The sequence below is a fragment of the Trueperaceae bacterium genome, from assembly GCA_031581195.1.
Taxonomy (GTDB): domain Bacteria; phylum Deinococcota; class Deinococci; order Deinococcales; family Trueperaceae; genus SLSQ01.
In genome coordinates this window covers 1-21,629 of record JAVLCF010000006.1, presented here as the reverse complement: position 1 = coordinate 21,629, position 21,629 = coordinate 1, and the positions used below count along the sequence as shown (strand labels likewise).

At 74.4% G+C, this 21,629-nt stretch carries 17 protein-coding genes; 8 read left to right on the top strand and 9 right to left on the bottom strand.

All coding sequences use genetic code 11. The features are described from left to right. The first annotated feature begins 2 nt into the window (after positions 1-2). The 4 genes from RI554_01245 to aspS all read left to right on the top strand — a co-directional run bounded on the left by RI554_01245 (position 3) and on the right by aspS (position 4,982). Complete coding sequence (locus tag RI554_01245) at positions 3-1,250, top strand: glycosyltransferase family 4 protein (GenBank protein ID MDR9390635.1); 1,248 nt, start codon at positions 3-5, stop codon at positions 1,248-1,250. Continuing rightward, positions 1,247-2,935, top strand: a complete 1,689-nt coding sequence (locus RI554_01240; protein MDR9390634.1) for an alpha-amylase family glycosyl hydrolase — start codon at positions 1,247-1,249, stop codon at positions 2,933-2,935. Before RI554_01245 ends, RI554_01240 begins: the two co-directional genes overlap by 4 nt. 26 nt (positions 2,936-2,961) lie before the next feature. Continuing rightward, the gene (locus RI554_01235) at positions 2,962-3,414 is read left to right on the top strand and encodes an NUDIX domain-containing protein (protein ID MDR9390633.1); all 453 of its coding nucleotides are present in this window, start codon (positions 2,962-2,964) and stop codon (positions 3,412-3,414) included. A 251-nt stretch (positions 3,415-3,665) separates the two neighbouring features. Next, complete coding sequence (aspS, locus tag RI554_01230) at positions 3,666-4,982, top strand: aspartate--tRNA(Asn) ligase (GenBank protein MDR9390632.1); 1,317 nt, start codon at positions 3,666-3,668, stop codon at positions 4,980-4,982. Between the two features lie 9 nt (positions 4,983-4,991). On the opposite strand, the gene RI554_01225 is transcribed toward aspS, so the two are convergent. Beyond that, positions 4,992-5,612, bottom strand: coding sequence for a thymidine kinase (locus tag RI554_01225; GenBank protein ID MDR9390631.1), 621 nt, complete (start codon positions 5,610-5,612; stop codon positions 4,992-4,994). 81 nt (positions 5,613-5,693) lie between these two features. Between RI554_01225 and hslV the strand changes: the two genes are divergently transcribed. The 3 genes from hslV (at position 5,694) to RI554_01210 (ending at position 8,765) form a co-directional block, all read left to right on the top strand. Beyond that, a complete protein-coding gene (gene hslV / locus RI554_01220) occupies positions 5,694-6,278 on the top strand; it encodes an ATP-dependent protease subunit HslV (protein ID MDR9390630.1) in 585 nt (194 codons plus the stop codon). After that, a complete protein-coding gene (hslU, locus tag RI554_01215) occupies positions 6,275-7,594 on the top strand; it encodes an ATP-dependent protease ATPase subunit HslU (GenBank protein MDR9390629.1) in 1,320 nt (439 codons plus the stop codon). The genes hslV and hslU overlap by 4 nt, the downstream gene beginning before the upstream one ends. Before the next feature lie 112 nt (positions 7,595-7,706). After that, the gene (locus tag RI554_01210) at positions 7,707-8,765 is read left to right on the top strand and encodes a Brp/Blh family beta-carotene 15,15'-dioxygenase (protein MDR9390628.1); all 1,059 of its coding nucleotides are present in this window, start codon (positions 7,707-7,709) and stop codon (positions 8,763-8,765) included. A 45-nt stretch (positions 8,766-8,810) separates the two neighbouring features. Here RI554_01210 and RI554_01205 read toward each other — a convergent pair whose 3' ends face one another. The 7 genes from RI554_01205 to RI554_01175 all read right to left on the bottom strand — a co-directional run bounded on the left by RI554_01205 (position 8,811) and on the right by RI554_01175 (position 19,450). Beyond that, positions 8,811-9,563 (bottom strand): glycosyltransferase family 2 protein, encoded by a 753-nt coding sequence (locus RI554_01205; GenBank protein MDR9390627.1) that lies wholly within the window; start codon positions 9,561-9,563, stop codon positions 8,811-8,813. Next, positions 9,560-11,668, bottom strand: a complete 2,109-nt coding sequence (gene glgX / locus RI554_01200) for a glycogen debranching protein GlgX (protein MDR9390626.1) — start codon at positions 11,666-11,668, stop codon at positions 9,560-9,562. Before glgX ends, RI554_01205 begins: the two co-directional genes overlap by 4 nt. 3 nt (positions 11,669-11,671) lie before the next feature. After that, positions 11,672-12,583 carry a menaquinone biosynthesis protein gene (locus tag RI554_01195; GenBank protein ID MDR9390625.1) on the bottom strand — a complete coding sequence of 304 codons (912 nt, stop codon included), beginning with the start codon at positions 12,581-12,583 and terminating at the stop codon, positions 11,672-11,674. Next, complete coding sequence (gene mqnE, locus RI554_01190; GenBank protein ID MDR9390624.1) at positions 12,580-13,824, bottom strand: aminofutalosine synthase MqnE; 1,245 nt, start codon at positions 13,822-13,824, stop codon at positions 12,580-12,582. The genes RI554_01195 and mqnE overlap by 4 nt, the downstream gene beginning before the upstream one ends. A 68-nt stretch (positions 13,825-13,892) precedes the next feature. Beyond that, positions 13,893-15,320: a dihydrolipoyl dehydrogenase gene (gene lpdA / locus RI554_01185; protein ID MDR9390623.1), complete on the bottom strand. Its 1,428-nt coding sequence runs from the start codon at positions 15,318-15,320 to the stop codon at positions 13,893-13,895. 4 nt (positions 15,321-15,324) lie between these two features. Next, positions 15,325-16,560: a 2-oxoglutarate dehydrogenase complex dihydrolipoyllysine-residue succinyltransferase gene (gene odhB / locus RI554_01180; protein ID MDR9390622.1), complete on the bottom strand. Its 1,236-nt coding sequence runs from the start codon at positions 16,558-16,560 to the stop codon at positions 15,325-15,327. 73 nt (positions 16,561-16,633) lie between these two features. Then, a complete protein-coding gene (locus RI554_01175) occupies positions 16,634-19,450 on the bottom strand; it encodes a 2-oxoglutarate dehydrogenase E1 component (GenBank protein ID MDR9390621.1) in 2,817 nt (938 codons plus the stop codon). A gap of 72 nt (positions 19,451-19,522) precedes the next feature. On the opposite strand from RI554_01175, the gene RI554_01170 reads away from it, so the two are divergent. Then, a complete protein-coding gene (locus tag RI554_01170; GenBank protein MDR9390620.1) occupies positions 19,523-20,524 on the top strand; it encodes a PfkB family carbohydrate kinase in 1,002 nt (333 codons plus the stop codon). A gap of 738 nt (positions 20,525-21,262) precedes the next feature. Here RI554_01170 and RI554_01165 read toward each other — a convergent pair. After that, positions 21,263-21,629: hypothetical protein (locus RI554_01165; protein ID MDR9390619.1), on the bottom strand; the 367-nt coding region annotated here is incomplete at its 5' end.

Genomic DNA, 21,629 nt, shown 5'->3' with positions numbered 1-21,629 from the left:
ACGTGCGTGCCCTGCACCTCGCCACCCGCCTCGCCGGCACCGACGGCGTCTCCCTCGAAGCGACGAAGGTCGCGCGCGTGCTCGGGGACCTGGGCTTCGAGCGCCGCGACGTCGCCGGCGACGTCGAGACGCCCGGCGCCGTCGCGCTGCCCGCCATGCACTTCCGCGCGCCCGAGGCGCGCGCCCTGCAGCGGCGCGCCTTCCCCCCCGCCGACGCGCCCGACGACCCGACGCTGCCCACCGACCTCGCCACCGCCGCCGACCGCCTCGCCGATGCGATGCTTCCCGTCGTGCGTCACGCCGCCCCCGACCTCCTCGTCGTCCAGAACGCCTGGGCGATCCCCATGCACCTCCCGCTCGCCGGCGCGCTCGCGCGCGTCGTCGACGCGACCGGCCTCCCGACCCTCTCGCACGAACACGACTACGCCTGGGAGCGCGACCGCTTCGCCCACCCGCGCGTCCCCGACTGGCTCGAGACCTACTTCCCGTGGGACGCCCCCCACGTGCGGCACCTGGCGATCAACACCCCCGCCGCCGACGCGCTCGCGCAGCGCAGGGGGCTGCACGCCACCGTCGCCCCGAACGTCATGGACTTCGGCGCCCCCCGCCCCACCCCCGACGAGGCGGCCGACGTCCGCGCCCGCGTCCGCGCGGCGTTGGGGCTCCAGCACGACCGCCGCCTGATCCTGCAACCCACCCGCGTCGTGCCCCGCAAAGGCATCCACCTCGCCGTCGAGCTCCTCGCGCGACTCGACGACCCCCGCAACGTCCTCGTCATCACCCACGCCTCGGGCGACGAGGGGGACGCCACCCTCGCCGCCCTCCGCGCCCAGGCGGACGCCGCAGGGGTCGACCTGCGCTACGTCCCCGACGCCTTCGGACCCGCCCGGGACGATGCGCACTTCGCGCTTCGAGACGCCTACCTCGCCGCCGACTTCGTCACGTACCCCAGCCTGTACGAGGGGTTCGGCAACGCCCTCCTGGAGACCCTCGCGTTCGACCGGGTCGCGCTCGTGAATCGCTACGACGTCTACGTCGCCGACATCGCCCCCGCCGGCCTCGACCTCGTCGAGATCGACGGCGCGATCGACCACGCCGCCGTCGCGCGCGTCCGCGCGCTCCTCGACGACCCCGAGGCGCGCGCCCGGATCGCTGCGGCGAACCGCACCCGCGCCGCCGCCCACTTCGGCCTCCCCGCCCTCCGCGCGGCGCTCGAGGGGCCCCTCGCTTCGCTCGGGGTCACGGCGTGAGCGCCCCCGTCCGGCGCGAAGCGCGACGCCTCTACGGCGAGGTCGGCGACGCCCTCGCCGACGACCTGCTGCGCGTCGCGACGGCGTTCCGGGAGGCGCACCCGGCCCCCGCCGTCCCGCCCGCACGGCGCATGAGCGAACGCGACGCGCTGTTGATCACGTACGCCGACGCCCTCCGCCGCGACGGCGAAGCCCCCCTCCGCACCCTCCGGACGTGGCTCGAGGGGCCGCTCGCCGACACCGTCTCCACCGTCCACGTCCTCCCCTTCCACCCCTGGTCGTCCGACGACGGGTTCGCCGTGAAGAGCTACGACGCCGTCGACCCGCGCTACGGCACGTGGCGCGACGTCGAGGGCCTCGCCGCGCACCACCGCCTCATGGTGGACGCGGTCGTGAACCACGCCTCGGCGCAGGGGGACTGGTTCGCCGCCTACCTGCGCGGCGACGCCCCGCAACGCACCTGGTTCCGCAGCGAAGCGCCGGACGCCGACGTGCGCGGCGTCGTGCGGCCTCGCACGACGCCGCTCCTCACGAAGTTCGCCGCCCACGACGGCGACCGCTGGGTCTGGACGACGTTCGGACCCGACCAGGTGGACCTCGACTACCGCGACCCGACGCTCCTGCGCGAGATCGTCTCGGTCCTGCTCGCGTACGTCGAGCACGGTGCGCAGGTGCTGCGCCTGGACGCCGTGACGTACCTCTGGAAGGAGTTGGGGACGCCCTGCGCGCACCACCCGCACACGCACGGCCTGATCCGCCTCCTGCGCGCCGTGCTCGAGGTCGCCGCCCCGTACGTCGTGGTGCTCACCGAAACGAACGTGCCGCACGCGGAGAACGTCGCGTACTTCGGGTCGGGGGACGACGAAGCGCAGATGGTCTACAACTTCGCCCTCCCGCCCCTCGTCCTGCACACGATGACGACCGGCGACGTCGGTCCCCTCCGAACGTGGGCGGCGGACCTGCGCACCCCGAGCGACGCGACGTGGTTCCTGAACTTCCTCGCCAGCCACGACGGGATCGGCGTGCGCGCCGTCGAGTCGATCCTGCCCCCCGACGCGATCGACCGCCTCGTCGAGCGGACCCTCGCCCTGGGCGGCCAGGTCGGCCGGAAGCGCGACGCGGACGGCCGCGAGACCCCCTACGAACTGAACGTCGGCTACCTCGACGCGCTGCGCACGCCGAGCGTCGAGGAACCGCTCGAGCGCGAGGTCGCCCGGTTCGCCGCGGCGCACGCGGTCATGATGGCGCTCCCCGGCGTGCCGGCGCTGTACCTGCACAGCCTGCTGGGCTCGCGCGGCGCGCCGGACCTGGCGCACGCCACCGGCACGCCACGCGCCATCAACCGCGCGAAGCTCGACGCCGACGCCACCCTCCGCGAGCTCGCCGACCCCACCTCGCGCCGCGCCCGCATCCTGCACGTTCTGCAGCACCTGCTCCGCACGCGGCGGTCGCACCCCGCCTTCCACCCGAACGCCCCCCACGCGATCCCCGACGCCCCGCCGGGCGTCCTCGCGATCCGCCGGGGCGACGACGCGCCCGTCACCGCCGTTCACGAGCTCGCCGGTCGCGACGCGCGGGCGGACCTCCCCGCCGGCCGCGACCTGCTCACCGGCGAGCGGTGGCAGGCCGGCCCGCACGACCTCGCCCCGTACGAGGTCCGCTGGATCGCGGAGGCCGGCCCCTGAGCGCCGGGCGGGCTACCCTGTCCGCCGTGCCGAACGCCGCCAACCACGTCGCCGCCGTCGCCGTCCTCGTCCTCCACGCGGGCCGCGTGCTGGCGCTCCGGCGCGCCGCCGGCGCGGAGGCCGCCCCCGGCGTCTGGGAGGCGCTGTCGGGCCGCATCGAGCCGGGCGAAGCGCCCCGCGACGCCGCCCGCCGCGAGGTGTGCGAGGAGTCGGGCCTCGACGTCGCCGTCGAGGTGCGCCCCTGGACGGCGTACGCCGCGTCGCGGGCGGGCGAGCCGATGGTCGTCGTCGTCTACCGCGCCACCCCGCAGGCCCCGGACCCCGCCGTCGTCCTCAGTGCGGAGCACGAGGCGTACGCGTGGCTCGACGCCGACGCCTTCGCAGCGTACAGCCCCATCGCGCCGCTCGCCGCCGCCGTCCGGACCGCCCTCGACGCCGCGCCCCCGGCACCCCCCACCCCACGCGCCACCGGGGGATGACCGGCGGACCCCGCGTTGACGGGCGCGTCGCGCGGGGGCTACGCTCGCACGCATGACCGCCCGCCGCCCCGCGACCCCGTCGACGTTCGCCCCCGCGCACACCGCGTGGGCGTCGAACGATCAGGGGCGGACCGACAATCCGCGCGGGGTCGAGCCTGGGGCGTGACGCCGCACGCCGCCTCGCATCGACCCCCGGGCCCGCCCGGGGGTCGTTCTTTTGCGTCCCCACCGCCCCTCCCGAAAGGAACGCCGTGACCGACTCCACGCCCGCCCCCGACACCGGCCCCGACCCCACGCCCCGGACCCTCGCGCGCGACCTGGCCGCGCACGAGGGCGAACGCGTCCTGCTGCGCGGGTGGGTGCACGCCCGCCGCGACCTCGGGGGGGTGCGCTTCCTCGTGCTGCGCGACCGCTCCGGCCTCGCGCAGTGCGTCCTGCGCGACGCCACCATCCCCCTCCCCGAAAGTGCGGTGGAGGTGCGCGGCGTCGTCGCCGCGTCCGCGAAGGCGCCCGGCGGGTACGAGGTGCAGGCGGACGCCCTCGACGTCCTCGCCGAAGCCACCGTGCCGCCCCCCGTGGAGCTCCCGAAGGCGTCCTGGCACGCCGCGCCGGAGACGCTGCTGCAGTACCGTGCCGTCACCGTCCGCACGCCCGAAGCGCAGGCGACCGGCAAGGTCGCCGCGGAGCTCGTCGCGGCGTTCCGTGCGTTCCTCGACGACGCGGCCTTCACCGAGATCTTCACGCCGAAACTCGTCGCCGCCGGCGCGGAGGGCGGCGCGGACCTGTTCGAGGTCGACTACTACGGCACCCGCGCCTACCTCGCGCAGTCGCCGCAGCTCTACAAACAGATCATGGTCGCGGTCTTCGAACGCGTCTACGAGACCGCCCCGGTCTTCCGCGCCGAGGCGTCGCACACCGTCCGGCACCTCGCGGAGTACCTCAGCCTCGACGTCGAGCTGGGCTTCATCCGCGACGAGGGCGACGTCATGGATCTCCAGGAGCAGCTGCTGCGCAGCATGGTCCGTCGCACCTGGGACCGCGCCGCGGGCGAACTGGAGCGGCTCGGGGCGGAGCCGCCCCTCGCCGACGCGCCGTTCCCCCGCATCCCGCTGCTCGAGGCGCGCACCCTCGTCGAGGAACGCTACGGGCACGTCTCGGGCGGCAAGGACCTCGACCCCGAAGCGGAACGCCTCGTCGGGCGCTGGGCGAAGGAGGAGCACGGCAGCGACTTCGTGTTCGTCACGCGCTACCCCGAAGCCGCCCGACCGTTCTACACCTTCCCGACGGGCGACGGGCTGACGCGCGGGCTCGACCTGTTGTTCCGCGGGACCGAGATCACGTCCGGCGGGCAACGCGTGCACGACCCCGACGTCCTCGTGCGCGAGCTCGAGAAGCGCGGGATGGACCCCGGCCGCTTCGAGGGGTACCTCGAGGTGTTCCGGCACGGCATGCCGCCCCACGGCGGCTTCGCGATCGGGACCGAACGCCTCACGGCGCTCCTCGTCGGCCTCCCCAACGTCCGCTTCGCGCGGGCCTTCCCGCGCGACGGCAGCCGCCTGCACCCCTGACGGGGCGCGTCAGGACCGCGCGGTCGCCGCGGCGAACAACGGGGCGGCGCGCGCGGCGCGCGGCACGTCGTGGCAGCGGCGGCAGCGCGGCTCGTAGCGCTCCTGCGCGCCGACGAGGATGACCGGGTCGTCGTAGTGGGCGGGGTGCCCCCCGATGAGGCGTTGCGTGCGCGTCGCCGCCGCCCCGCAGCGGCAGATCGCGGTGAGCTTCTCGACGTGCTCCGCGCGCGCGAGGAGGGTCGGGACCGGCCCGAACGGCTCCCCCCGGAAATCGAGGTCGAGGCCGGCGACCACGATCCGTTTGCCGGCGTCGGCGAAATCCTGCACGAGGGGGACGAGGGCGTCGTCGAAGAACTGCGCTTCGTCGATCGCCACGACCTCGGTGCCGTCCGCCACCTTCGCGGCGACGTCGGCGGCGCCGTCGACGGCGACCGCCTCCAGCGTCCGGCCGGCGTGACTCGCGACCGCGATCGCTTCGTAGCGGTCGTCGATCGCCGGCTTGAAGACCTGCACCGCCTGCTTCGCGATCAACGCGCGGGTGACGCGCCGGATGAGTTCCTCGGACTTCCCGCTGAACATCGGCCCGACGACCACCTCGAGCCACCCACCGCCGTACGGGTGCGCCTGCATGCCGACCAGGGTACCGCAGCCCCGTGCCGCGGGCCGCGGGGCGGAGGCGGCGTCCGCGGTAGCCTCGGCGGCATGACGCGCATGCACGGCACCACGATCGTCGCCGTCCACAAGGACGGCGTGAGCGCCCTCGCGGGCGACGGGCAGGTGACGCTCGGCGACCAGATCGTCAAGCGCGGCGCGGTGAAGGTCCGCCGCCTCGACCGCGGCCCCGTCGTCGCCGGCTTCGCCGGCGCGGTGAGCGACGCCTTCACGCTGATGGAGAAGTTCGAGGGGTACCTCGCCGGCGCGAAGGGCGACCTCATGCGCGCCGCGGTGGAGACCGTCAAGGAGTGGCGCACCGACCGGGCGCTGCGCACCCTCGAGGCGATGCTCCTCGTCGCCGACGCCGAACGCATCCTCAGCCTGTCGGGCGCCGGCGACGTCGTCGCCCCCGACGTGCCGGTCGCGGCGGTCGGGAGCGGCGGCGCGTACGCAGCTGCGGCGGCCCGGGCGCTCCTCGAGCACACCGACCTGAGCGCCCCTCGCATCGCGCGGGAGGCGATCCGCATCGCCGGCGACATCGACGTCTACACGAGCGGCGAAGCGACCGTCCTGGCGGTCCCCACCGACCCCGACGCGCCCGACCCCGCGGACCCCGACGGCGGCGAGGAGGGGACCGCGTGAGCGGCGACCTCGTGGCGCGCCCGGGCAAGGACCTCGCGGACCTCACGCCGCTCGAGATCGTCGAGGCGCTCGACGCGCACATCATCGGGCAGCACGCCGCGAAGCGCAGCGTCGCGGTGGCGCTGCGCAACCACGTCCGCCGCCGGGCGTTGCCCGCCGACGTGCAGGGCGAGGTGACCCCGAAGAACATCCTGATGATCGGCCCGACGGGGGTCGGGAAGACCGAAATCGCGCGGCGCCTCGCGAAGTTGGCGCGCGCCCCGTTCGTGAAGGTCGAAGCGACGAAGTTCACCGAGGTCGGCTACGTCGGGCGGGACGTCGACGGGATCGTGCGGGACCTCGCGCAGGCGGCGCACGCCCTCGTCGAGGCGGAGAAGAAGGCGGAGGTCGCCGAGGAGGCCGCCACCCTCGCGGAGCGCGCGCTGCTGGAGGCGCTGCTGCCGGGCGGGACCGAGGAGGGCCTGGAGCGCATGCGGGCGCTGTTGCGCAAGGGCGACCTCGAGGACCGCACCGTCGAGATCGAGGTGCCCGAGGAGCCGGCCGGCACGCCGCTCGGCATGCCGGGCATGGAGGAGATCGGCCGGAACCTGCAGGAGATGTTCCAGAAGATGCGGCCGCAGGGAACGCAGCGGCGCAGCCTCCCGGTGCGCGAAGCGCGGACGGTCCTGCAGGACCTCGAGGCGCAGAAGCTGCTGGACGACGACGAGGTGGCGAGCGAGGCGATCCATCGCGCGGAGAACCGCGGCATCGTGTTCCTCGACGAGATCGACAAGATCGCCGGGGACGAGCGCGCCGCCGGCGCGGACGTCTCCGGCGAGGGGGTGCAGCGCGACCTGTTGCCGGTCGTGGAGGGCACCCGCGTCCAGACCCGGCTGGGGATGGTCGCCACCGACCACGTGCTGTTCATCGCGGCCGGCGCCTTCGCGTCGAACCGCCCGTCGGACCTCATCCCAGAGATGCAGGGGCGCTTCCCGATCCGGGTGGAGCTCGACGAATTGACCGCCACCGACCTGCAGCGCATCCTGACGCAACCGCGCTACGCCCTCACCCGGCAGTACGTCGACCTGTTGGCGGTCGACGGCACCGACCTGACGTTCGACGACGGCGCGATCCGGGCGATCGCGGAGGTCGCCGAACGCGTCAACCGCGAGGTGGAGGACATCGGGGCGCGGCGCCTCCACACGATCCTCGAGCGGGTCCTGGAGGACGTCGCCTTCGGCACCGACCTGGGCGCGGTCACGATCGACGAGGCGTACGTACGGGCCCGGTTGGGCGACGTCGTCGGCGACGAGGACCTCGCCCGCTACGTGCTGTAGCGCCGCGGCCTCCCCCGCACCGCGAAGTTCGTGGCGGCGGCCACGATGCTGCGGCGCGACGGTGCGGACCGACACGGTCGCGGCGGCGGACCGGGCGTAGCGTCGGGCCGTGATGCAGACGACGGCGGGGGGCCCGCACGCACCGTCGGCCGACGCGGCTCCGTTCGCGCGGCTGTCCCTCGCGGTGGCCGCCACCGGGTGGGGGCTGGTGGCGTCGGCGGTCGCGCTGGCGGTCCTCGCGCCCGACGCGGCGGCGGCCGCGATGTTCGCGCCGTTGCTGATCGGCATCGTCGCGTTCGGCCTCCCGCACGGCGCCCTCGATCACGTCGTCCCCGCCCGCGTCGGGTTCGCGTGGGGCCGCACGCCGGCCGGCGTGACGGCGTTTCTGGGCGCGTACCTGGCGCTCGCCGTCGCGACGTTGGCGGCGTGGACGGTCGCGCCCGCCGCCGCCTTCGCGGCGTTCCTGGTCGCGACGGTCGCGCACTGGGGGCAGGGGGACCTGCGTTTCCTGCAGCTGCACCTGGGGCGCCGCGCCCTGGGGTGGGGCGACGCCCTCGCGACGGGCGCGCTCCGCGGCGCGCTGCCGGTCGCAATCCCGGTCCTGGCGTACCCCGACGTCGTCGCCGGCCTGCTGGAGCACGCCGCGACGGCGGTCGGGGCGGGCGGCGCCCTCCCGGACCCCGGCGCGGCCCCGGTCCGCCTGGTGACGGCCGCACTGCTGGTCGGGAGCGGCCTGGGGTGGCTCGCGACGCTGCGGCGCGCCTGGCCGACGCGGGTCGGCGTGACGCTCGACGTCGCGGAGGTCGCGCTGCTCGCGGCGACGTTCCTCCTCGTCCCGCCCTACCTGGCGATCGGCGTGTACTTCCTGTTCTGGCACGCCCTGCGGCACCTGGTGCGCCTGTTGGTCCTCCGGCCGCGCGAGCGCCGGGACGTCGCGGAGGGCCGGACGGCGCGCGGGTGGGCGCGCCTCGCGCGCGACCTGACCCCGATGACGGTCCTGGCGATCGGCGTCCTGGTGGGGTTGTGGGCGTGGGCCGCGCCGCGCATCGACGGGGCGGAGGGGTACGTCGCGACGTACCTGGTGTGGATCAGCGCCCTCACGATGCCGCACATGGCGGTGGTCGCGGCCATGGACGTCGCGCCGGACGCCGCCCGCCCCGCGCGCGCCTGAGCGCCGGGAGGGGAACCCGGGAGGCGGACCCCGGAGGCGGGGGCGTCAGCCCTCGCCGCGACGCTCGCGGTGGACGGCGACGTGGTCCTTCTGCACGACGTCGAGGGCGTGCTTGGCGACGAACCGCTCGAACGCCGCGGTGCGTACCTCGCTCGGCCGACCCGACGTGTTCGCGTCGTGCACGCGGTACTCGACCCCCAGCCCCGCCAGGTGCGCGAGGGGCACGCCCGCATCCGTGACGCGGAGGATCCAATCCCAATCGAAGTAGCTGCCCATCGCCGGGTCGAACCGCCCGAGGTCGGCGTGCAGCGCCGCCGGCCACGCCAACCCGACGGTGAGGACGGTGTTGTCGTGACGCAACGAGGCGACGCTCGTGGGGGGGTCGAACGGTTCGCGGCGGGCGTCCGCCTCGAACGCGAACCAACCGCCGCGATGCACCAGCGCGGGCCCGTCCGCGAGGCGGGCGACGACCGCCGCCAGGTGCTCCGCGTCGCGCAACCGGTCGTCGTCGTCCAGCAGCATCACGACGTCGAGGTCCCGGTCGGCGTGCGCGAGGGCCGCGTCGAGCGCGGCGTTGCGGGCGTCGACCTGCCCCCGCCCGGGGTTGCGTTCGGCGTGGAGGCGGGGGTCGCCCTGCTCCCGGACCGCCGCGACGCCGGACCCGTCGCCGTCGTCGACGACCCACGCCCGCCAGGCGCCGTGCGTCTGCGCCTGCAGCGACGCGAGCGCGTCGCGCAGCCGGTCGGGCCGGTCCTTCGTGGGGGTGAGGACGTGCACGGTCGGCGGGCCGGGCGTCACGCCGGGACCGCCTCGAGGGCGACGACGCCGTCGACGCCGACGTCCAGCCGGTCGCCGGGCGACGCGGTCGTGCCCTCCTCTGCGTCGCCGCTGCTCAGCGCGACGCGCCACCGGCCGCCGTCGGGCTCGGGGGGCAGCACGAACGGTTCGGGACGCCGCCCCCCGAACAGCACCAGGACCGACGCCTCGTCCTTCAGGTCCTCCGACGGGTCGTGCGGGGCGCGGCGGAGCGCGGCGGCGCACAACAGCATCCCGACGGCGGTGGCGTCCGGCGCCTCCCAGTCCTCGTCGCGCATCGCCGCGCCGCGCGGGTGCCACCAGACGACGTCGGTGCAGCCCGAGGCGTCCACCCTTCCGGTCAGGAACGTCGAGCGACGCAACACGCGGTGCTTCGCGCGGAACGCGAACGCGCGGCGGACGAACGCCAGGAAGGCGCGTTCCGGTTCGCCCAGCCGCCAGTCGTACCAGGAGACCTCGTCGTCCTGGCAGTAGGCGTTGTTGTTGCCGCCCTGCGTCCGGGACAGCTCGTCGCCCCCCAGGAGCATGGGGACACCCTGCGAGGTGACGAGGGTCGCGACGAAGCTGCGTTTCGCCCGCTCGCGGCGCGCCTCGACGTCCGCGTCGTCGCTGGGGCCCTCCACCCCGAAGTTCTGCGAGATCGGGTGGGCGTGCCCGTCGCGGTTCCCCTCCCCGTTCGCTTCGTTGTGCCGGCGCGCGTACCGCACCAGGTCGTGCAGCGTGAAGCCGTCGTGGGCGGTGACGAAGTTGACGCTGGCGAACGGACGGCGGCCGCCGCGGTCGTACAGGTCGCTCGATCCCGCCACGCGGGTCGCCAGGTCGCCGAGCACCCCCTCGTGCCCCGCCATCCACGCGCGGACGGTGTCGCGGTAGCGGCCGTTCCACTCCGCCCACGACCAGGGGAAGTTCCCGACCTGGTAGCCGCCGGGCCCCACGTCCCACGGCTCCGCGATCAACTTCACGCGACTCAGGACGGGGTCCTGCTGGATGACGGTGAAGAACGGCGCCAGCATGTTCACGTCGTACAGTTCGCGCGCCAGGACCGACGCGAGGTCGAACCGGAAGCCGTCGACGCGCATCGTCTCCACCCAGTAGCGGAGGCTGTCGGTGATCATCTGCACCACGAACGGGTTGCCGGCGTCCAGGGTGTTGCCCGTTCCGGAGTAATCGACGTAGCGGCGCGGGTCGTCGGGATCGAGCTTGTAGTACCCGGCGTTGTCGATCCCCCGCCACGACACGGTGGGACCCCTGCGGTCGCCCTCCGCGGTGTGGTTGTACACGACGTCGATCAGCACCTCGAGGCCGGCCTCGTGGAAGGCGCGCACCATCATCTTCACTTCGCGGACCGCCCCCTCGATCCCGAACGCCGCGTAGCGCGGTTCGGGCGCGAAGAACGACACGCTGTTGTAGCCCCAGTAGTTCCGCAGGCCGCGCGCGTGGAGGGCCGGCTCGGTCATGAAGGCGTGGACCGGGAGGAGCGACACCGTCGTCACCCCGAGCGCCTTCAGGTGCGCCAGCACCGGTTCGCTGGCCGCCCCGAGGTACGTGCCGCGCAGCCGTTCGGGCACGTCGGGATGCCGCATCGTGAGGCCCCGGACGTGCGTCTCGTACAGCACCGTGTCCGGCCACGGCACGTCCGGACGGCGGTCGTCCCCCCACGCGAAGGCGTCCTCGGTGACCCGCCCCAACGGCGCCGGGTCGACGGTCGCGGCCCCCGTCGCGGGGTCGGGCGGACCGGGGGCGGGGGCGCGCCCGAGCGCCTTGGCGTAGGGGTCGAGCAGCACCCGGGTGGGGTCGAAGCGGTGGCCGGCCGCCGGATCGTCGGGACCCTCGACGCGGTAGCCGTACAGTTGGCCCGGCCGCCGGTGCGGCAGGTAACCGTGCCACACCGGGCCGGTCCGCTCGCGCAGCGCGACCTCCGCGGCGGGCGCGTCGTCGTCCGCGTCGTCGAACAACAGCAGCGTGACGGCGTGGGCGTGCTCGGCGTACAGCGCGAAGTTCACGCCCCCGCCGTCCCACGTCGCCCCCAGCGGCGTGGGGCGGCCCGGGTGGGGCCGGAGGTGGGCGGGCGCGGCGTCGGGCGGCACGGCCTACCGCCCCGCGCGGGGCGCGCCGGGCGCGGGGTCGGCGGGCGGTTCGGCGAAGCGGAGGTCGGCGGGGTCGAGGTCCGGCACCGCCCGCGCCGCGAAGGCCAGCAGGCCGTCGCGGTCGGGGGGCCCGAGGTGGTAGCGGAAGTTGGCGAGGTAGTGCAGCATCGCCTCCGGCGTGACGCCGGCCTGCGGAGCGGCGGCGGCGGCGACGTCGGCGAGGTGGCCGAGCCCCCGCTCGCGGGCGGCGCGCAGCTTCGCGACCATCCGCGCCGACGGCGGCCGGTCGCGGCGGTAGGCCCACACGGCGAACGTGAACGGGAGGCGGGTGGCGTCGTACCAGCGTTCGCCGAGGTCGCTCAGGTGCGGGCGGACGCCGCCGATCTCGCGGCGGGCGACGCCCTCGCGCAGCGCCGCATCCCCGATCAGCAGCGCGCCGTCGAACGACGCCAGCATCGCACCGAGATCGCGGTCCTCGTGCGGGACGAGGGTCGCGCGGAGGCCCGAGGCGCGGAGGAGGACCTCGAGCAGCGCGACGCTGGTCGCGCTGGCGGTCGTGACCGCGATGCGCGCCCCGTCCAGGTCCGCCCACGGGCGGTGGTGGAACAGCGTGACGCTGTGGACCGGACCGAGGCTGGCGACGCTGAAGTCCGGGAGGGCGGCGAGGTCGTGGCGGTGCCGGAGGAAGGCGACGGAGCTCATCAGCGTCAGGTCGACGTCGCCGCGCAGCAGCGCGGCGTTGAGTTCGGTCGGGACGCCGGATACGAAGCGGGCGCGGTGCCCGTCCTCGTCCCACGGCGCGAGGCCCCAATGCAGCGGCGCGACGTTCGTGTACGCCACCACGCCGAGGCGTTCCTCGCCCGCCGCCCGGGCGGCGGGCAGGTCGTGCGCCTGCGTGAGGGCGAACGCGTTCACGCGAGCGGGCGCGCGGGGTGCACCTCGAGTTCGGTGTAGATCGCGTCGCGCTTGACGGGCACGCGGCCCGCATCCTGAATGAGGCGGATCAGGTCCCCTTCGCTGATGCCGGTCTCGGTCGAGGCGCCCGAGGCGTGCGCGATGCGTTCGTCGGAGATGGTGCCGTCGACGTCGCTGACGCCCGCGCCGAGCGAGACCTGCACGAGCTCGGGCGTGATCATGATCCAGTAGCCCTTGACGTGCGGGACGTTGTCCAGCACCACGCGGGCGACCGCGAGGTTGCGGAGGTCGTCGAGACCGGTCGTGAACTCCGTCTTGCCGATCTCCCGGGCGAGCTGGTTGTTGTCCGGCTGGAAGGCGAGCGGCACGAAGCTCATGAAGCCGGGCGCGTCGTCCTGCAGGGTCCGCAGGCGCATCATGTGGTCGAGGCGCTCCTCGAGCGTCTCGACGTGCCCGTACAGCATCGTCGCGTTCGTGGGGATGCCCAGCTCGTGGGCGGCGCGGTGCACGTCGAGCCACCCGTCGGCGTCGACCTTGGCGCGCGCGATGCGGCGGCGGACGCGTTCGGCGAAGATCTCCGCCCCGCCGCCGGGCAGGGCCACCAGGCCGGCCTCCTGGAGTTGCGCGAGCACCTCGCGGTAGGGGACCGGTGCGGTGGTGCCGGCGGGCCGCGCGATGCGCGCGAAGTGGTGGATCTCCGCCGCGGTCCAGGCCTTCACCTGGTAGCCGCGGTCGGTGAGGCCGCGCGTGAGGTCGAGGTAGTAGTCCCAGCCGCGTTTGGGGTGGTGCCCGGAACTGATGTGGATCTCGACGAGGTCCGGCGTCGCGTGCTTCTCGACGAACGCCCAGACGTCGCTCAGGTCCATGTCCCAAACGCCCTCCTGGTCCATCGTGCGTTGGAAGCCGCAGAAGGTGCAGCCGACGTAGCAGACGTTCGTCTGCGACAGCCGCAGGCTGTGGACGTAGTACGCCTTGTCGCCGACCTTCTCGGCGCGGACCGCGTCGGCGAGGGCGGCGAGGCCGGGCAGGTCCGGCGTGTCGTAGAGGGTCATGCCCTCCTCGAACGTCACCCGCCCCCCGCTCAGGACCTTGTCGGCGATGCGGGCGAGGGCGGGGTCGTGCACGGGGGCGGCGTGGCCGTTCGGCAGCGGGACGACGGTCGCGGGCGCCCCCGCGGCGGGGGCCCCGGCCGACGCCGGCGGGACGGCGGGGCCCGAAGCGGCGGTGGGGGATCGCGTCATGGCGTCAACCTAGCAGCGCGGGCGGCGTCGCGCCGTGTCCCGGAGCGCGGTGCGGCGCGACGGGGGCGTCACACGTGCAGCGCGCGGTCGTGCACCGCGAGCGCCGCCTCCTTCAGTGTTTCGGCCAGGGTGGGGTGCGCGTGGACCGTCCGCGCGAGGTCCTCGGCGCTGGCGCCGTACGTCATGGCGGCGACCGCTTCGGCGATCAGGTCGCCGGCGTGCGCCCCGATGACGTGCACGCCGAGGATGCGGTCGGTGTCGGCGTGCGCGAGGATCGTGACCTTCCCGCCGGTCGCTTCGAGGGCGCGGGCGCGCCCGTTCGCCTGGTAGGGGAACGCCCCCTTGACGTACGGCGTGCCGGCCGCCTTCAACGCCTCCTCGCTCGCGCCGACCGTCGCGATCTCGGGGTCGGTGTACACGACGCCGGGCACCAGGTCGTAGTCGACGTGCCCGACGCCGGTCACGATGCCCTCGACCGCCGCGACGCCGTCCTCCTCCGCCTTGTGCGCCAGCATCGGGCCGGCGATCACGTCCCCGATGGCGTACACGCCGGGCACGTTCGTCGCGAACCGCCCGTCGACCTCGATGCGGCCGCGGTCGTCGGTCGCGACGCCGACCGCCTCGAGGCCGAGCCCCTCGGTGTTCGGGATACGACCGGTGGCGAGCAGCACCCGTTCCGCTTCGACGTCGTCGCCGCCGTCCACGGCGACGACGGCGCGCCGCGTCCGGCCGCGACCCTTCAGGGTCACGCCGGTGACGCGCGCGCCGAGGCGGAAGTGGAGGCCCTGCTTGGTGAACGTCGTCCGCGCCTGCTTCGCGAGGCCGGCGTCCATGCCGGGCAGGATCCGGTCGGCGTACTCGAGGACCGTCACCTCGCTCCCGAGGCGCGACCAGACCGACCCGAGCTCGAGGCCGATGTAGCCGGCCCCGATGACCGCGAGGCGCTTCGGGACGGCGTCGAAGGCGAGGGCGCCGCTGCTGTCGACCACGACGGTGCCGTCGACCTCGACGCCGGGCAGCGCCGCCGGGCGGGACCCGGTCGCGAGCAGGACGTGTTCCGCGGCGAGGGCGGTGGGGCCGTCCTCCCCGTCGACGACGACCTCGCCGGGGCCGGTCAGGCGGCCGGTGCCGGCGTACCGGGTGACGCCGTTCTTCTTCATCAGGAACGCCACGCCGTCGGTGTTCGCCTGCACGACGGCGTCCTTGCGGGCCATCATGGCGTCCAGATCGAGGGTCGGGGGGTCGACGTGCACGCCGTGCACCGCGAGGCCGTGCCCGGCGTGGTGGTACTGCTCGCTGGACTCGAGCAGCGCCTTGCTGGGGATGCACCCCACCCGGAGGCAGGTGCCGCCCAGGGTGGGTTCCTTCTCGACGATCGCGACGTCGAGACCGAGCTGCGCGCCGCGGATGGCGGCGACGTAGCCGCCGGGGCCGGCACCGACGACGACGAGGTCGTGCGTGCGGGGGGCGTCGGGGGTGGGGTCGGGCTTCGCCATGGGGTCAGACCTCGATCAGGAGGCGCGCGGGGGTCTCCACCGCGTCCTTGATGCGCTTCAGGAACGTCACGGCCTCGCGGCCGTCGACGATGCGGTGGTCGTACGTGAGGGCCAGGTACATCATCGGGCGGATCACCACCTCGCCGTCGACCGCGACGGGGCGCTGCTGGATGCTGTGCATCCCCAGCACGCCGGACTGCGGCGGGTTGACGATCGGGGTGGAGAGGAGGCTGCCGAACACCCCGCCGTTGCTGATGGTGAACGTCCCGCCGGTCAACTCGTCGGGCGTGAGTTGGTTCGCTTGGGCGCGGACCCCGAAGTCGGCGATCGTGGATTCGATCTCCGCGAAACTCAGCGATTCCGCGTCGCGCACGACCGGCGTGACGAGGCCCTTCTTCGTCGACACCGCGACGGCGACGTCGTAGTAGTCCTTGTAGAGGATCGCGTCGTCGCGGATTTCGGCGTTGAGTTGCGGGATCGCCTTGAGCGCGTCGATGGCGGCCTTGACGAAGAAGCTCATGAAGCCCAGGCGGACCCCGTAGCGCTTCTCGAAGGCGTCCTTGTACGTGCTGCGCAGCGCCATGACGGCGCTCATGTCGACCTCGTTGAAGGTCGTGAGGAGCGCGGCGGTCTGCTGCGCTTCGACGAGGCGGCGCGCAATGGTGCGGCGGAGCGGACTCATCGGGACCGCCTCCTCACCGCGGACCGCGGCGGCGGTGGTCGGGGCGGTGGCCGGGGCGCCGGTCGAGGCGGCGTCGGTCGTGCCCTGCGCGTCGAGGTGACGCTGCACGTCCTCCTTCAGCAGCCGCCCGCCGGGCCCGCTGGCGGGCACCTGGGCGGCGTCCAGCCCGTGCGCGTCCAGCAGCCGCTGGGCGGCGGGCATGACGGCGCCGGCGGGGCCGGTCGCCGGGGCGGGTGGCTCCGGCGTCGGGGCGCTCGCGGGGGCCGCGTCGGCCGGCGCGTCCTCCGCCGGCGCGTCCTGCACCGGGGCGGCGTCGCCGGTGGCGGTCTCGTCGACGCGGGCGATGACCTGGCCGACCTCGGCGGTGGCGCCCTCCTCGGCGAGGATCTCGGACAGGACGCCCGCCTCGGGGGCGGGGACCTCGAGGGTGGCCTTGTCGGTCTCCACCTCGACGAGCGGTTCGTCCTTCGCGACGGCGTCGCCCGGCTGCTTGAGCCACGCGCCGAGGAACACCTCGGTGATCGATTCGCCCACGGAGGGCACCTTGACGTCGGTCATCGTTCACTCCCTCCCGGGGTCGGGATCGGGGTCGGTCGTGCGGCGGGGGCGGGGCGGACCGCGCGGCGGTCGCTCACGCGTCGTCCTCGAAGGCGGCGTGCAGGAGCTCCTCCTGCTCCAGCTTGTGGCTGGTGCCGGATCCGGTGGCGGGGCTGGCGGAGGCGGGCCGCAGGACCCCGTCGAACGACCGTCCGAACGCCTCGCTGCCCCACGCGGTCCGCAGGAAGCTCCAGGCGCCCATGTTGGCCGGCTCCTCCTGCACCCAGCGCAGCGGGGCGCGCTTCGGGTAGCGCCCCAGCACCTCGGCGAGGGCGGCGTCGGGGCGGGGGTACAGCTGCTCGAGACGCAGGATGGCGACGTCGTCGCGGCCCCGGCGGTCGCGTTCATGCATCAGGTCGTAGGCGACCTTGCCGCTGCACGCCAGGATCCGTTTGACGCGTTTGGCGGCGGTCTTCGTCGCGAACACCGGGTCGTCCAGCACGCGCTGGAAGCGGCCCTGCGTGACGTCGTGCAGCGGCGAGGTGGCGTCGGGCGAGCGCAGCAGGCTCTTGGGCGTCATCACGACGAGCGGCTTGCGCCACGCGCGCCGCACCTGCCGGCGCAGCAGGTGGAAGATCTGAGCGGGCGTCGTCGGGTAGGCGACCTGCAGGTTGTCCTCCGCCGCAAGCTGCAGGAACCGCTCGAGCCGCGCCGAGGAGTGCTCGGGGCCCTGGCCTTCGTAGCCGTGCGGCAGCAGCATCACCAGGCCCGACAGGCGGTTCCACTTGTCCTCGCCGGACGCGATGAACTGGTCGATGACGACCTGCGCGGCGTTCACGAAGTCCCCGAACTGCGCCTCCCACGCCACCAGCGCGTCGGGCATGTCGAGGCTGTAGCCGTACTCGAAGCCGAGCACGCCCGCCTCGCTGAGCGGGCTGTTGGCGATCTCGACCGGCCCCTGGTCCGGCGCGACGTGCGCGAGGGGCACGTGCGTGCGGTCCTCGCTGCGGTCGTGCAGCACCGCGTGCCGGTGCGAGAAGGTCCCGCGTTCGCTGTCCTGCCCCGTGAGGCGCACGCGGACGCCCTCCGCGGCGAGGCTGGCGAACGCCAGCGCCTCCCCCGCCGCCCAATCGAGCGGCGCCTCGCCGTCCGCCATGCGGCGGCGGGCCTGCAGCGCCCGCGCGATCTTCGGGTGCGGCGTGAAGCCGTCCGGCACCGTCGCGGTGGCGTGCAGCAGCTGCGCGGCGGTGGCGGGGTCGAGGCCGGTGTCGACGTCGGGCACGTCGGCGTCGTCCCCGCCGACGTACGGGGCCCAGACGCCCTCGCCGTGCGAGTAGGACAGCTGGAAGTCGTCGCTCCGCGCGACCGACAGTTCGCGTTCCAGGTGCGCGCGGCGGGCTTCGGCGATCGCATCCGCCTCCTCGCGCGTCACCTCCCCGAGCGCCAACAGCCGCTCCAGGTACGCCTCGCGCACCGTCGAGCGGCGCCTGATGACGTCGTACATCTCCGGTTGCGTGAAGCCGGGCTCGTCCCCCTCGTTGTGGCCGTGCCGGCGGTAGCAGTACATGTCGATCACGACGTCGCGCTGGAAGCGCTCGCGGAAATCCATCGCCAGCTCGATGACCTGCGCGACCGCTTCGGGGTCCTCGCCGTTGACGTGCAGGATGGGGGCCTGCAGCATCTTCGCGACGTCGCTGGCGTACGGCGTGCTGCGGCTCTGCTCGACGTCGGTCGTGAAGCCGAGCTGGTTGTTGACGATCACGTGCAGCGCGCCGCCCACGCGGTAGCTCTCGAGGTCGGAGAGGTTCAGCGTCTCCTGGACGATCCCCTCGCCGATGAACGCCGCGTCGCCGTGGATCAGGATCGGCATGCCCCGCACCCGGCGGGTGTCGCCCACGCGATCCTGTTTGGCCCGCACGCGGCCCAGCACGACCGGGTTGACGAACTCCAGGTGGCTGGGGTTGAACGCGAGGCTGAGGTGGACGGTCTCGCCGGTCTGCGTCGTCCAGTCGCTCGAGTAGCCGAGGTGGTACTTCACGTCGCCGCTGCTGCGGTGCATCTCGGGATCGACGTCGTCGAACTCCCGGAAGATCGTGCGGGGGCTCTTGCCCATGACGTTGGCGAGGACGTTGAGGCGACCGCGGTGCGCCATGCCGAGCACGATCTCGCGCACGCCCTGCCGGCCGGCCTTCTCGATCGCCTGGTCCAGCAGCGGGATGAGGGTCTCGCCCCCCTCGAGGCTGAAGCTCTTGGCGCCGATGTACTTCTTCTGGATGAAGTGCTCGAAGATCTCCGCGTCGGTCAGTTTCGTGAGGATGCGCAGCTGCGTCTCGCGCGACAACGTGAGGCGGTTGCGGGTCGCCTCCATGCGTTCGCGGAGGAACACCCGCATCGCCAGGTCGTCGATGTGCATGAACTGCGCACCGATGGCGCGGGTGTACGTCTCGCGCAGCCCGTCGATGAGCCCCCCGAGGGTGTCGGCGCCGGCGACGCCGGACGCCAGGACGGGGGCGTCCATGTCGGCGTCGGTGAAGCCGTAGGCGGCGGGATCGAGCTCGGGGAGGCGGGCGGGGTCGGGGGCGTGCGCGTCCTCGGCGAGGGGGTCGAGGTGCGCCACGCGGTGGCCGAGGACCCGGTAGTTGCGGGTGAGTTTGTCGGCGCGGTGCTGCAGGTCGCTGGCGCCGTCCCCGCCGGCGCGCGGCGGCCCGCGGAAGACGCTGCGGGGGAGGAACGTGGGCCCGAGGTCGGGGCGGCCGCGCAGGCCGCCCTCGGGGGTCCCGGCGTCGTCGAAGTAGCGACGCCACGCCTCCGGGACCGCGTCGGGATCCCGGAGGTAGGTGACGTACATCTCTTCGGCGAACGCCAGGCTCGAGCCGTGGAGGGGCGGGTCCGAGGCGTCGGAATCGGGCATCTCGTGCGACGTTCTACCACGGACGAACGTCCCGCCGGCCGCGCCGCGGGACGTCCGCGGTACCCTTGCGCCATGACCCGCGTCTGGACGCTCGGGGAGCTGTTGATCGATTTCGTGCCCGACCGGACCGGCGTCTCCGTCGCCGACGCCGAACGGTTCACGAAGGCGGCGGGCGGGGCGCCCGCCAACGTCGCGGTGGGGCTGGCGCGGCTGGGGGTCGCGTCGGGCTTCGTCGGCAAGGTCGGTGACGACGCCTTCGGTCGCTGGCTGGCCGGCGTCCTGGCGGGCGCGGGGGTGGACGTCACCCAGCTCCGCTTCGACGCCGCCGCCCGCACCGCGCTGGCGTTCGTGTCCCTCGACGCGGACGGCGAGCGCGACTTCCTGTTCTACCGCCACCCCTCCGCCGACCAGCTGCACCGGCCCCAGGACCTCGATCGCGACGCGTTGGCGCGCGGCGACGTCCTGCACCACGGCAGCATCAGCGCGATCCAGGAGCCGTCGCGCAGCGCGACGCTCGCCGCGATCGACGCCGCGCGGACGGGGGGCGCGTGGGTCAGTTACGACCCGAACCTCCGCCTGGCGTTGTGGCCCGACGCCGACGCGGCGCGCGAGGGGATCCGCATGCTGTGGCCCCACGCGCACGTCGTCAAGGTGTCGGAGGACGAACTCGCGTTCCTGACCGGCGCGACCGACGCCGCCGCCGCCCGGACGCTGTGGCACGACGATCTCGCCCTGTTGGTGGTCACGCGGGGCGCGGCGGGGGTCGATTGGTTCACGGCGCACGATGCGGGGCACGTCCCGGGGGTGCGCGTCACGCCGGTGGACACGACCGGCGCGGGCGACGCCTTCGTCGCGGCGCTCCTGGCGGCGTGGACGACCACGCCGGGCCTGGCCGACGACCGCGCGGCGTTGGAGGGGGCGCTGGCCCGCGCGAACGCCTACGCGGCGCTGGCCACGACGCGGCCCGGTGCGATCCCCGCGCTCGTGGACCGCGGGACGTGGGACGCGTTCGTCCGCGAGCGTGGGCTCGACGCCGCCTCCGAGCCCGCGGACGGCGACGCCGCGAACGACTGACGCGGGCGCGGCGACCGCCGCGCCGTCGCGACCGTCCCCGCGACGTCGCGCCACGAAAAAACGCCCGCCGAAGCGGACGCGGCCTTGCGTCTTCTTTAATGGTGATAAGGATACGACGATATGCGGCATTCGTCAAGGGGATGCAGCCATCCGCCGTCGTTTCGCCCCCAACCGGGTCGATGCCGGGGCCGAAAGGACGTCTCGACGGCCCCGACCGCCGTCCCCGCCCCATGACGCGGACCCCACGCAACGGACATTCCGAAACGGACGTCACGAAACGGACGTCTCGAAACGGACGGAAACGGACCTCATGAAAACGGACCCGCAGCGGCGGGCCCGTTCGTTCGCGTCGATATCTTTCAACGTATCCCGGTATGCGCGATGCGTCAAGGGGTTGCAGCCATCCACGGCGAGAACGGCCCCGAACGCGACGATGCGTCGGGGTACGTGCCCCGCGACCGTCCCCGACCGCCCCCAGAGCGGGGGGCGCGGCGACCCGGGTGCCGCCCAGGGGGTGGACGCCGCGCCGACGTCCGGCCCCGTCGCTGGGGGACGGGTCGGCCCCGATCGACGGACGGCGCGCTTCGCACGAGCCCCACCCGCCCGACGCACCGCACGAAAAGGGGCCCGCGTCCGCGGGCCCCTCGCTTTGCATTGATAAGTCGTAACGTATCCCGGTATGCGCGATTCGTCAAGGGGTTGCAGCCATCCACCGCGATGTGGGGCCCCAACGCCCGTTCACGCGCCGCGTACGCCCCGATGCGCGGCGCGAACCGCCGTCCCCGACCCCCCCGGCGTCCAGCCCCGCGCGCGGGCGGCGTCCGGCGTATCGACGTCGCCGGCATCGGTCAGCGGCACGACCGCCACGTCCCCCGCCTCCACGCCGGCCGCCAACGCGGGCGCCACCCCCCGATCCTGGGCGACGTCCGCCTCCGCGGCGAGGGCGGCGGCGAGCGACGCCGGGAGCAACGCCGGCGCCCCGACCGCCCCACCCGGGTAGCGACTGGCCGCCCCGCCGCCGGCCCGCGCCGCGCGCCGGAGGGCCGCCAGGTGCGCCGCCTCCACGCCCGGCATGTCGGGCAGGAGCACCAGCACCCGGGCGCCC